The sequence below is a fragment of the Mycobacterium sp. Marseille-P9652 genome, assembly GCF_902652685.1.
Taxonomy (GTDB): domain Bacteria; phylum Actinomycetota; class Actinomycetes; order Mycobacteriales; family Mycobacteriaceae; genus Mycobacterium.
Genome location: NZ_CACRUY010000092.1, coordinates 1 through 11631 on the forward strand (window position 1 = coordinate 1; position 11631 = coordinate 11631).

9 protein-coding genes and 1 pseudogene are annotated in these 11631 nt (G+C 69.7%); 3 read left to right on the forward strand and 7 right to left on the reverse strand.

What is annotated here, in order from left to right; all coding sequences use genetic code 11:
- Nucleotides 1–100 precede the first annotated feature (100 nt).
- Together GPY60_RS25500 and GPY60_RS25505 are read right to left on the reverse strand one after the other, a co-directional pair.
- Nucleotides 101–631: pseudogene (locus GPY60_RS25500) on the reverse strand (PE family protein); the annotation flags it as partial.
- A gap of 176 nt (nucleotides 632–807) precedes the next feature.
- Complete coding sequence (locus tag GPY60_RS25505) at nucleotides 808–4095, reverse strand: LuxR C-terminal-related transcriptional regulator (RefSeq protein WP_156690480.1); 3288 nt, start codon at nucleotides 4093–4095, stop codon at nucleotides 808–810.
- 270 nt (nucleotides 4096–4365) lie between these two features.
- Here GPY60_RS25505 and GPY60_RS25510 point away from each other — a divergent pair, with 270 nt between their 5' ends.
- Complete coding sequence (locus tag GPY60_RS25510; protein WP_156690481.1) at nucleotides 4366–4503, forward strand: hypothetical protein; 138 nt, start codon at nucleotides 4366–4368, stop codon at nucleotides 4501–4503.
- 10 nt (nucleotides 4504–4513) lie between these two features.
- On the forward strand, nucleotides 4514–6289 hold the full coding sequence (locus tag GPY60_RS25515) for a PPE family protein (protein WP_156690482.1): 1776 nt from the start codon (nucleotides 4514–4516) through the stop codon (nucleotides 6287–6289).
- A 16-nt stretch (nucleotides 6290–6305) separates the two neighbouring features.
- Here the strand turns inward: GPY60_RS25515 and GPY60_RS25520 are convergent, their stop codons facing one another.
- The 5 genes from GPY60_RS25520 to GPY60_RS25540 all read right to left on the reverse strand — a co-directional run bounded on the left by GPY60_RS25520 (nucleotide 6306) and on the right by GPY60_RS25540 (nucleotide 10789).
- Nucleotides 6306–7676 carry a flavin monoamine oxidase family protein gene (locus GPY60_RS25520; RefSeq protein WP_156690483.1) on the reverse strand — a complete coding sequence of 457 codons (1371 nt, stop codon included), beginning with the start codon at nucleotides 7674–7676 and terminating at the stop codon, nucleotides 6306–6308.
- 177 nt (nucleotides 7677–7853) lie between these two features.
- The gene (locus GPY60_RS25525; protein ID WP_156690484.1) at nucleotides 7854–8600 is read right to left on the reverse strand and encodes an alpha/beta fold hydrolase; all 747 of its coding nucleotides are present in this window, start codon (nucleotides 8598–8600) and stop codon (nucleotides 7854–7856) included.
- Nucleotides 8601–8692: 92 nt separating this feature from the next.
- On the reverse strand, nucleotides 8693–9157 hold the full coding sequence (locus GPY60_RS25530; protein WP_156690485.1) for an ester cyclase: 465 nt from the start codon (nucleotides 9155–9157) through the stop codon (nucleotides 8693–8695).
- On the reverse strand, nucleotides 9154–10569 hold the full coding sequence (locus GPY60_RS25535; protein ID WP_156690486.1) for an FAD-dependent oxidoreductase: 1416 nt from the start codon (nucleotides 10567–10569) through the stop codon (nucleotides 9154–9156). The genes GPY60_RS25530 and GPY60_RS25535 overlap by 4 nt, the downstream gene beginning before the upstream one ends.
- Complete coding sequence (locus GPY60_RS25540; protein ID WP_156690487.1) at nucleotides 10553–10789, reverse strand: hypothetical protein; 237 nt, start codon at nucleotides 10787–10789, stop codon at nucleotides 10553–10555. Before GPY60_RS25540 ends, GPY60_RS25535 begins: the two co-directional genes overlap by 17 nt.
- Before the next feature lie 99 nt (nucleotides 10790–10888).
- Here GPY60_RS25540 and GPY60_RS25545 point away from each other — a divergent pair.
- Nucleotides 10889–11631, forward strand: a 743-nt coding sequence (locus GPY60_RS25545) for an MmgE/PrpD family protein (RefSeq protein WP_197283837.1), incomplete at its 3' end; no start/stop codon positions are given.

Consider the following 11631-nt stretch of genomic DNA (forward strand, 5'->3'; position numbering starts at 1 on the left):
TCGCGGTCATGGTGTTTTGTTTTTTTACAGGCAAAGGCCGCCATCCGATTTTCCTCCCTGCCCCGGGGCCGGGGAGTTGTTAAAAGGAGCCGCCCCCCCCCCCCCCGGCCCCGCCGGTCCCGCCGTGGGTGAACATTCCACCGGCGCCACCGGCGCCGCCGGCCCCGCCGGGGGAGGTGACACTGTTCGTGGTTCCGCCCGCGCCGCCGTTGCCGATCAGCCAGCCGCCGTCGGTGCCGTTCTGCCCGGTGCCGACCGCACCGTTGACGCCGTTACCGATCAGGGGGCGGCCGGTGGCCGCCTGGATGGGGGCGTTGATCGCGTCGAGCACGCCCTGCAACGGGTTGGCATTGGCGGCCTCGGTGGCGGCAAACATCGCGCCGCTGGCGCTCATCGTCTGCACGAACTGCTGATGGACCACCGCCGCCTCGGCGCTCGCGGCCTGTACCAGCTGCCCGTGCCCCGAGAACAGCGCTGCCAGCGCCGCCGACACCTCGTCGGCGCCGGCGGCCAGCACCGCGGTCGTCGGGCCCGCGGCCGCCACGTGGGCGGCGCTCAGCGCGGAGCCGATGTTCTCCAGGTCCGCGCCCGCCGATGCCAGCGCCTCGGGCGTCACCGCTACAAACGACATCGCTGTCCTCCCGGTCCCTGTGGAAGCGTCCGGGGGTGCGCATCAGCCCCCGCCCGACGCGGAATCGAGATCAGGATGCGGGCGGCCGCGCCGGCGAACGTCGGTCATAGGACGTAGATGCCGCGCGGCGAGGGTCGTAGATTCGCGCCGCCGCGGTGTGCATCAGCGGCAACGCGTCAGCCGCGGCCGGCCACTTCCTGAGCGAGTTGCACGCGCGAGCTCATGCCGAGCTTGGCGTACACGTGCGTGAGGTGGGTCTGGACCGTCCGCCGGGAGATGAACAGGCGGGCGGCGATCTGGTTGTTGGCCAAACCCTCGGCCACCAGCCGCGCGACGTCCCGCTCGGTCGGGGTGAGCGACGCCCACCCACTGGTCGGGCGCTTGCGCTCCCCGCGACCCCGCCGCGCGTAGGCGATGGCTTCGTCGATCGACAACCCGGCGCCCTCCGCGCACGCGCTCAGGAAGGCCTGGGCACCCATGGCGTCGCGGAGCCCGGCGACGGCCCGCTCGTGGTCCGCGTCGTAGATCCGGAAGCGAACCACGCCGATCGTGCGCCGCAGCTCGCTCGCCACGCCGAACAGCCGTGCGGCGTCACGATGGCTCAGGCCGGCCGCGGCCAGGCGGCCCAGGCATTCGAGGATGTCGGGGACGGCGAGGTGCGCCTCGTGCTCCGCGGCGCAGGCGAGGGCCTTGTGCGCGTCACGCTCGGCCTGGTCGTGCTCGCCCTTGGCGATGGCGATGCGGGCTCGCGTGGTCAATGCGCGGGCCAGGTGCCAGCCCGACGTCGCCGCGACCTGTTGGTCGGCCCACCGACCGGCCTCGAGCAGATCACCACGCGCCAGCGCGGTGTCGGCCATCGGGTTGGCGATCGGCGCGCCGAGTTCGCCCTGCATGCTGAGGCGCCCTTGTGCCTCCTCGCTCGCCGCCGACGCCGCGGCCACGTCACCGGCGGCCACCGCGGCGGTGGCCAGCACCGCGTAGCTGAAGCCCTCGTTGTACGGCCACAGGTCGCCCGCGGCGTCGAGTGATGCGGTGGCCGCCGCGCGGGCCGCGCCGGCCTCGCCGGAGAAGGCCAGCGCAAGGCTGAGGGTCAGCCGACCGCCCCACTTGAATAGGACGTCGTGGGCGCCGTCCGCGTCGGCGGTGACCGCGCCGAACTCCTCGACGGCATCGGCCAACTCACCCCGCATCAGGTGCGCCAGGCCCAGGGTCCACCGGCACGACCGCGCGTGGAACCGGTCGCCGAGCGCCTCGGCGAGGCCGAGGCCCTCCCGGGAGGCGGCTTCCGCCGCGATCGGGTCGCCGGCGTAGAACGCCCCGTTGGCCTGCCACGTCAGGATCTGGCTCAACCGCCACTGGTCCCCGAGCCCTCGGGCGATGCCGATCGCCTCCGCCAGGTAGGGGCGTGCCGCGTCGGCGCTGTACGAGGCGATCGCGCCGCACGCGGTGAGCGCGCGCGCCAGCAGGGCGGGATCGTCGATCTCGCGGGCGATGGCGACGGCGTGCTGCGCCTGCTCGAGGTTGTCGCCGATGCTGCGGGACGCGTCGAGTGCCGCCTTGTCGGCGAGGGCCCGCCCGCGCACCACCGCCGGGATCTCGGAGCGGCGCGCGTCGTGCTCTCCGAGGATGGACTCGAACCACGCCAGCCCCTCCTGGATGCGGCCCCGGGTCTGCCAGAGCGGCTGCAGCGACGACGTCAGCTCCAGCGCACGCTCGATCTCGCCCCTGTCGCGGCTCCAGGCGAACGCCCCGCGCAGGTTGTCGATCTCGGTCTCGATCTGCTCGAGGCGGCGCTGATGGTCGGTGTCCGCGGGGCTGTCCAGCAGGGCCGCCATGGCGGCGTAGTGGTCACGGTGACGCGCGTGGACCGCGTCGGCTTCGCCGGATTCGTGCAGCTTCGCCATCGCGTAGTGGCGGACGGTGTCGAGCAGCCGGAAGCGGGTGTGATCGCCGGCGTTCTCGGCCACGACGAGGGATTTGTCCACCAGCTGGGCCAGCCGGTCGAGGACCTCGAATCGCTCTGCGGGATCGTCGCAGGCGACGACGCGCGCGGCCTCGAGGTCGAACCCCGCCCGGAACACGGCGAGCCGGCGGAACAGGACGCGTTCCGGTTCGCTGAGCAACTCGTGGGACCAGTCGATCGACTCGCCGAGGGTCCGTTTGCGGCGCGTGCCGGGCCGAACGCCGGTGACCAGCCGGAACCGGTTGCGCAGGCCGTCGAGGATCTCGGTCAGCGACATCAGCCGCACCTGGGCCGCCGCCAACTCGATCCCCAGAGGTAGGCCGTCCAGGCGGTCGCAGATCTCGCGCACCGCGTCGCTGTCGTCGACGGCGAGGCTGAAGTCGGGCCGGGCCAGGCGGGCACGGTCGACGAACAGTTCGATCGCTTCGTCGGCGAGCGACAACGACGGCACCCGCCAGATCACCTCGCCGGCCACTCCGATCGGCTCGCGGCTGGTCGCGAGGATCGTCAGGTGCGGGCAGGAGCCCAACAGCGCGGTGGTGAGTTGGGCGCACGCCTCGATCAGGTGCTCGCAGTTGTCGAGCACCAGGAGCACCTGGCGGTCGCAGAGGAACCGCGCGAGCGTCTGCGTGGCGGAGCGGCCCGGCTGATCCGGCAGACCGAGGGCCCGGATCGCCGCGACCGGCACCACGTCGGGGTCGGTGACCGGCGTCAGGTCGACGAACCACACGTCGCCGTCGAATTCTGCGGCCGCCTGGGCGGCGACCTGTACCGCCAGCCTGGTCTTGCCGACGCCGCCCGGGCCGGCCAGCGTCACCAGCCGGTTCTCGGACACGGCCTTCACCACGTCGTCCGTCAGCGTGATGCGGCCGACGAAACGCGTCAGCTGCACCGGGAGACCGTGCGCAACGGTGCTGCCGCTGGTGCGTAGCGGGGGGAATTCCGCGTCCAGGTCCGCGTGGCACAGCTGGGCGACCCGCTCCGGCCGGGGCAGGTCGCCGAGTTGATGGGTGCCCAGATCGGCCATCCAGGCGTCGGCGGGCAGTTGGTCGGCGACGAGGTCGCGCGTGACGCCCGACATCAGGATCTGGCCGCCGTGCGCGAGGTCGCGCAGCGCGGACGCCCGCTCGGGCGTCGCGCCCACGTACTGGCCCGAATCGCCGAGCCGCAGTTCACCGGTGTGCACGCCGATGCGCAGCCGGATCGGCGCGAGCGGCGTGCGCTGCAACTCGACGGCGCAGGCCACGGCGTCGGTTGCGTGGGCGAAGGCGGCGACGAAGCTGTCGCCCGGCCCTGCCGTCAGCACGCCGTCGTGGGCGGGGACGGTCTCGGACACCGCGCGACGGAGCGTCGCGAGGGCAGCGGTCATCTGCCCCGGCTGCGGGTCCCGCCGACGCCCGGAGCCGTCCGTGTCGGTTTCGACGCTGCCCGAGAGCAGCGTCACCGTCCCGGTGGGCATCGACTCCTCCGCGCATCGGTCGCGCCGCGACGATGGCCGCATTTCCGCACGTAGATCAGTGTCGCTCATGCTGCGCCACACGTGTCCAATACCCGGGAAAACGGCGAGGGCCCGGGGCGGTTGCCGGGGCGTCGTCGAATCTACGACCCCGGCGCTGGCCGCAATTACGACCTCTCACATTCGGTATCTACGCGATTGAACGGACGTTAGTTCGACGGCACCCCCGCATCATTTGACTCGCTTGCACCGAAAACGTCGGATCGGCCGCGCCCTCGCGGGTCATCCGACCGCGCACCGCGAGGGAGGGTGGCGATGTCGTACGTGGTGGCTGCCCCGCGGGCGCCGGCGGTCGCCCCCGCCGACCTGGAACGCACCGGTGTCGGCAACGCGGGCGGCGACGACTCGGTGATCGCCAATGCGGGGCTCAACCAGTCCGGCTTCTTCAACTAGGGACGATGTCATGGATTTCTTGCTGCTGCCGCCCGAAATCAATTCGGCGCGTCTGTATTCGGGCGGCTCCGGGTCGGGACCGTTACTGGAGGCGGCGGCGGCCTGGGACGGGTTGGCGGCCGAGTTGGGTTCGGCGGCGGAGTCTTTCGGGTCGGTGACGACGGGGTTGGTGAGCGCGGCATGGCAGGGTCCGGCGGCGGCGGCGATGACCGGTGCCGCCGCGCCGTACGTGGGGTGGTTGAGCGCGGCGGCGGCCCATTCCCAGAACGCGGCCGGGCAGGCGCGGGCCGCGGCGTCGGCGTTCGAGGCGGCGGTGGGCGCGACCGTGCATCCCGGGTTGGTGGCGGCCAACCGGAACCAGTTCGTCGCGTTGGTGCGGTCAAACCTGTTGGGGCTGAACGCCCCCGCGATTGCCGCGGCCGAGGCGCAGTACGAGCAGATGTGGGCCGCCGACGTCTCGGCGATGGTGGGCTATCACGGCGGCGCGTCGGCGGTCGCGGCGCAACTGGCGCCCATGGCCCAGGCGCTGCAGGGTCTGCCCGCGCTGCCCCAAGCCGCACTCGCGGATTTCAATGTGGGAGTTGGCAACACGGGTGGCGGCAACGTCGGGGGCGGCAACCACGGGAACAACAACGTGGGCAGCGGCAACGCGGGCAGCCAGAACTTCGGCAGCGGCAACATCGGCAGCGGCAATGTCGGCAACGGCGACAACGGCGCCGGCAACATCGGCGACGGCAACCGCGGCAGCCAGAACTTCGGCAGTGGCAACGCGGGCAACAACAACACGGGCATGGGCAACGCCGGCATCGGCAACATGGGTAGCGGCAACCTCGGCAACGGAAACCTCGGCAACGGAAACCTCGGCAACTCGAACGTCGGCAGCGGCAACCGCGGTGACGCCAACATGGGCTTCGGTAACCGCGGCAGCAACAACGTCGGCGCCGGCAACACCGGCAACAACAACATGGGTTTCGGCAATACGGGCAACAACGACATCGGGTTCGGCCTCACGGGAGACAACCAGATCGGTTTCGGTGCATTGAACTCCGGCGTCGGCAACATCGGCTTCGGTAACTCCGGCACCGGCAACATCGGCTTCTTCAACTCCGGCACCGGCAACGTCGGATTCTTCAACTCCGGCAACCACAGCTTCGGGTTCGAGAACTCGGGCAGCTTCAACACGGGCTTCACCAATGCGGGCCAGGGCAATACCGGCTTCGGCAACGGCGGCTTCAGCAACTTCGGCTTCGGTAACGCGGGTGCGAACAACATGGGCATGGTCAACGGCGGTTCCCAGAACTTCGGCATGGGAGACTCCGGCTTTCAGAACACCGGCAGCGGGAACGCGGGCACGCTCAACACGGGTGACTTCAATGCCGGCAACTTCAACACCGGCTGGGCCAACTCGGGCAACAGCAACACCGGTGGCTTCGACTCCGCGAACCTCAACACCGGCTTCGGCAGCGTGATAACGCCGGCCGGCGTGAAAAACTCGGGCTTCGGCACCAGCGGCCTCGATTCGTCCGGGTTCTTCAACTCCGGTGGCGATACTTCCGGGTTCCAGAACACGGGATTGGCCTTCGAGTCGGGCTTCGGGAACTCGGGCAACGGCAACAACGTCGGGATCATGAACACCGGAAGCTTCCTGGCCGGCATCGGGAACACCGGCTTCGACAACATCGGCATCGGTAACTCGAACGTTTTCAATTCGGGCATCGGCAATTCCGGCAACGACGATTCGGGCTTCTTCAACAGGCGCGACGCGCAGTCGGGCTTCTTCAACTAGGGATGAGCAGCCCCAGCTAAGTGACTGTGGCCGTTGCGGTTTCGGCGGTGGTCACTTCGGCCGCGGCGCGCTCGCCGGAGCGGATCGCGCCGTCGATCCACCCACACATGACGGCCGAGCTTTCCGTTCCGGCCCAATGGATGCGGCCGCAAGGCTCGCGCAGGGTGTAGCCGAACTCGGTGAGGACGCCGGTGGGGGCGTGGCTGATCATTCCGCCCCCGGAGTACCGATCGGTGGTCCAGTTCTGCTCGTGATATTCCCTTGGTGTCCGGGCCTTTTCGCCGAACCGGTCGACCAGTTCGCCGATGACGGCCGCCTTGCGTTCGGACTCGTCGACCCCGGTCAGCCGGCGCGCGGCGGGTCCCTCCGTGATGACGCACATGATGCCCGGGTTGCCCGTGTCCGTGCACGCGTCGATGGTGAGCGTGGCGGGGGATCCGGGCGCGGCGGACTGGCCGGAGAAACCGTCCGCACGCCAGAACGGCTCGTCGTAGACGATCGAGATTTTGATGACGGCGCCGCCCGGCATGCGCTGGTGCAGGAACGCGCGGTCCACCGGCAGCATCGGCTCGTAGTCGATCGACGACGCGATCGCCAGCGGGATCGCCACAATGACCCGACGGGCGCGGACGGTCATGCCGTCCGCATGGACGGTCACGCCGTCGGCGTCCTGGGTGATCCGCCGGACCGGCGTCGAAAGGTGCACGGCCTCAGCGAGTTCGGCCGCCATGGGGCCGTAGACGGCACCCATGCCGCCCACGGGCCGGGCGTCTTGGGCGCCGCCCCTGCCGGAGATGACGAAGGTCGGACCGCCGCCCGACCCCATCTGCGTCAGCACCCACAGCAACGAGGTCTCCGACGCGGCTGAGGTATACGTTCCCGCCAGGGCCATGTCCAGCATTTCGCGGGCCGGCCTGGACAACGTGTTGTTCTCCAGCCACTCGCCGAGGCTGATCCGGTCCCATTCCTGAGCTTTCTTTGCGGTCCAGGGGGTTTCGAGTGGGATCGCCTTACACATCTGCCCCAGCTCGAGCAGGCCGGCGCCGAGGTTGGCGACCGCCCAGGGGCTCATACTCCATGGGATGGTGCCGCCGTAGCGATGCTTCTTACCGTCGATGATCATCATGGCGTCGCCGTCGTGATGCGACTTGTACTCGGCCACACCGAACTCGGCCATCAGCGCATGGATGCGGTCCTGACCGGGTCCGACCCAGGCGCCGCCGCGGTCGACCCACGTGCCGTCCGGGCGGTATTCGGTGAACGTGCGACCGCCGACCCGGTCGCGCGCCTCGAGTAGGGCGACCGAGCGGCCCGTCTGCTTCAACCGCAGTGCGGCCGTCAAACCCGCGAACCCCGCGCCGACCACACAGAAATCCACGTCCGCCATGACTCACTCCTCACCGAGTGCCGCCCCAGCACGGAACCTACACCGCTTGTGAGCCCGGCAGTAGGGCGTTCATGCGCATTTCGCGGTGCGTTCGACCGAGGTCACAGCTTCCGGAGGCGGCGAAGAATCCTGATAAAAGGCGCCGACGTGGCCAGCCACCCTGGCGCGGCGCCGTCCCTAGTCGAGGGATTTCCAGAAGTCGGTTAGCGCCGCGGCGCCGCGAGCCGGGTCTTGCACCATCCACCAGTGGCCCAGTCCGCGCAGGACCTCGGTGCGCGCCCCGGCCCGGTCTGCGGCTCGGCGCCGCAATTCGTCGGAGCCGACGTAAGTGTCGTCGGTGGCAAGCAGGGAAAGGCCGGGCCGCGCGGCGGCCTTCTCCAGCGCGCGGCCGGCCTCGGCCATCGCCGGCTGGCGGGCCGAGCGGTACAGCGCCAGGATCGCGCGGCCCATCTCCGGTCCCTGCTGCGCGGCGATCGAGGTCGCGATGTCCATCGGTATGCCCAGCGCCGCCATCTGCGCAGCCCGGTCCTCGACGGTCCCGCCGAGCATGGTGTCGACCAGCTCTTCTCCGGCGTCCGCGGTCTGCCACACCTGGGCGAGGTCATGCCAGACGTACTCGGGATCGAACACGCCCAGAATGTCGCTGGCCCAGCTGCGCACCAAGTCCGGTCGATGCATCACCAGGTTGACCACGTGGCCGCCGCCCCAGTCGTGTCCGACCAGGTCGATCGGACCGGCGACTTCCGCCAGCCGCGTTTCCAGCCAGTCGCGGTAGGCGAGGTAGGTCGCGGGGAACCCGTCGCCCAGTGGTGCGCCGAAGCCGGGTGGCGACAGCAGGACCACGTCTGCGCGTCCTAGTGCATCGACGAGTGGGCCCCAGATGGCGTCGGTCTCCGGGTTCCCGTGTACGAACACGACGGTCATATCGCACATCCTGTCGTGAGTAGCGGTGCGACGCGAGTCCTGACCCCCTTTGCCGCGCACGCTATTGAGTCGGGATCAGCGTGACGTCTCAGCTAGTCCGCACCGGCTGCGGCCGCCGCCCCGCCCAGAGCGGGCAGCACACCGATCTGTGTCAGCATGGTCGCGAAGTCGACATACACCTTTTCGCAGAGCAATCGGTCTTCGTCGAACTCGAAGATGCCGGCCATCGTCACGTCGATGCGGCGTCCGGTGGGTGGGATGCCCGCCCACTCACCGGCGTGCGTTCCGGTGATCCGCGCTTCACCGAACACGGCGTCGTCGGCGTGGCGCATCGCGCCGAGCTCGGCATGCAGGTCGGGAAAGCCGTTCATCAAGCCCTCCAACAATTCTCGAACGGCCGCCGCCCCGTCGCTGGCTTGCCCGTTCACTTCGTACCGGGGCCGGTGGAAGGTAGCGATCGTCCCTTCGACGTCGTGCCGATTCTCCGCCTCGAGGTGCTGATTGACGATCGCCTCGCGGCGTTCGCGCAGGCTGGTGTTGTGTGCGACAGCTGTCATTTCGAGGCCTCCTCAATGGCCGTTCCGATGTGGTGTCGGGTGTCGTCATCGACGCTCACCCGGTGGGCGCCGCGCATGTGTACGGTGGCGACCCGGCGCAGGAACGAGGGCCGAAGCAGTCGCGTGGGTGGATCGAGTAGCCCTGTCACCCTGAAGAATTGGGTACCGATCACCGTATCGGACTCGGCGGCGGTCAGCACCGCATCCACGAGCCGATTGGTGGCTCGCATGACGGGTGTCCGTCGTCCTTCCACGTCGGGGAAGGCGAGGTCGGACGTGGCCCCGGTTCGCCAGGCCACACCGATTGCTTTCGCGGTGGCGCGGAAGTATCGGCGCGGTAGGTCCGCGACGCCGTGACGCAGGCACTCCCGCAGCGCCATCGCGTCCAGCGCCGCGACCGACATGCCCTGCCCGTAGATCGGGTTGAAACTGCATATCGCGTCGCCGCACGCCAAGAGGCCGTCCGGGAAGCGCCGCATTCTGTCGTAACGCCGCCACTGACTGGAGGGCATGCGGTGCTGCACCACCGGCCCGAGCGGCTCGCCGCTGCGCACCGCCGCCAACAAGTGCTGCGGCGCAAAGGGTTCCGCGAAGGACAGCATGCCGCCCAGGTCGCGTGGCGGCTCGCGCCCCGTCATCCCGAAGACCGTGAATATCCAGGTGTCGTGCTCGTAGCCGAAGAGGAACATGCCCACGGGACGACCGGGTGCGGGGCTGACGATCGCCAACAGTTCGTGCAGGGTCTTGGGTGGGATCCGCAACGCCTGGCTGACGTAGGTCGTGTGCATGGTGATGTGGTCCTCGGCCGGTCGCCCGTAGCCGATGATGTCGAGAAAGGCGGGCGTGTGGGCGCCGCGGCCCATCGCGTCGACAACGAGGTCGGCATGCAAGTCCTGTGCGACGCCGCCTGCGCGGTCGACCACCCGCACTCCCGTGACACGACCGCCATCCACGGTCGACGTCATTTCGGCGACCTCGTGGGCGTCGCGGATCGTCACGTTCGCCATCGCCGTCAGGCGACGCCGGACCTGACATTCCAGCAGCGCGCGGCTGGGCAGGTACAGCGCCATCTCCCCGTAATCGCCGGCGATGACTCCCGAAGCCAACACGCGGTGTCCGTTGTAGGACAGGTAGGCCTTGGACAGATCGCCGTCGTCCCACACCGGAGCCCCGGCGGCGACGAGTTCGTCGAGAACCCCAGGGAACAGCTCCTCCAACACACGGGCCCCGCGCGCCAGGAGGGCGTGCACGTGACGCCCCTGCGGCACCCCCCGCCGGTTGCGCGCGTCGTCCGGCAACTCGTCGCGCTCGATCACCGTCACGGCCCCGAAGAAGTCGGCCAGCACTCTCGCGGCGAGCATCCCGCCCATGCTGGCCCCCAGCACCACTGCGCGTTCACCCAGAATTGGCATCGCGAATCCCTTCCGTGAGAGACGGCTCGCACCGCTGCTGCAGCGCGGCGAGTTTCTCCTCGGCGATGTGGAAGAAGCCGTCGAGGGACGCTTCGGCGACGCCGACGTATTCGCAGATCACCGACCGCGCCACCCCGGCGTCGCGCAACCTCATCGCCAGCGAGTACGGCAACGGCAACTTGCGCAGCGCCGCCTCCTGCTCGCTCAGACCTTCGGCCACATGGCCAGCATGAGCAGCCGCGACGGAACTCGCTTGAGTAGTGCGGTACTCAATCTGTCGCGGCTGGGGGCGTGGTGGCTGGGGTGCTAATCATTGAGCATGTTGCTGCACAGCGTCCGGACACGGCGCAGCTCGGACGATTTCCCGCGCCGCGATCACCTCGCCGCCAAGATCGCCGACGTGGCCGCCGATCCCGTCTCCGTCGAGCCTGACGTCGCCGAGATGCTGGCCAACCGGATCATCGACAACGCGGCCGTCAGCGCGGCGGCGGTGTTGCGCCGGCCGGTCACGGTCGCGCGGGCGCAGGCGCTCGCCCACCCGGCCCGGCGCGGCGCGAGAGTCTTCGGCGTCGAGGGTGACTACGCGACGGAATGGGCGGCGTGGGCCAACGGTGTCGCGGTGCGCGAGCTCGACTTCCACGACACCTTCTTGGCGGCGGAGTACGCGCACCCCGCCGACAACATCCCCCCGCTGATCGCGGTTGCTCAGAAGCTTGGCGTGCCCGGCGCCGACGTGATCCGCGGCCTGGCGACCGCCTACGAGATCCAGATCGACCTGTCCCGCGGAATCTGCCTGCACGAGTTCACGATCGACCACGTCGCGCACCTCGGCCCGTCGGTGGCCGCGGGCATCGGGACCATGCTGCGGCTCGACCCCGACACCATCTATCAGGCGGTGGGCCAGGCGCTGCACCTGACCACCAGCACCCGGCAATCCCGCAAAGGCCACATCTCCAGCTGGAAGGCGTTCGCGCCGGCGCACGCCGGCAAGGTCGCCATCGAGGCCGTCGACCGGGCGATGCGCGGGGAGGGGGCGCCGGCGCGAACGCCTTCCAGCTGGAG

Coding starts and splice junctions, on each gene's coding strand:
- GPY60_RS25505 (WP_156690480.1), bottom strand. CDS start 4,095: ATGCGGCCATCGTCGCGGCGCGACCGATGCGCGGAGGAGTCGATGCCC.
- GPY60_RS25510 (WP_156690481.1), top strand. CDS start 4,366: ATGTCGTACGTGGTGGCTGCCCCGCGGGCGCCGGCGGTCGCCCCCGCC.
- GPY60_RS25515 (WP_156690482.1), top strand. CDS start 4,514: ATGGATTTCTTGCTGCTGCCGCCCGAAATCAATTCGGCGCGTCTGTAT.
- GPY60_RS25520 (WP_156690483.1), bottom strand. CDS start 7,676: ATGGCGGACGTGGATTTCTGTGTGGTCGGCGCGGGGTTCGCGGGTTTG.
- GPY60_RS25525 (WP_156690484.1), bottom strand. CDS start 8,600: ATGACCGTCGTGTTCGTACACGGGAACCCGGAGACCGACGCCATCTGG.
- GPY60_RS25530 (WP_156690485.1), bottom strand. CDS start 9,157: ATGACAGCTGTCGCACACAACACCAGCCTGCGCGAACGCCGCGAGGCG.
- GPY60_RS25535 (WP_156690486.1), bottom strand. CDS start 10,569: ATGCCAATTCTGGGTGAACGCGCAGTGGTGCTGGGGGCCAGCATGGGC.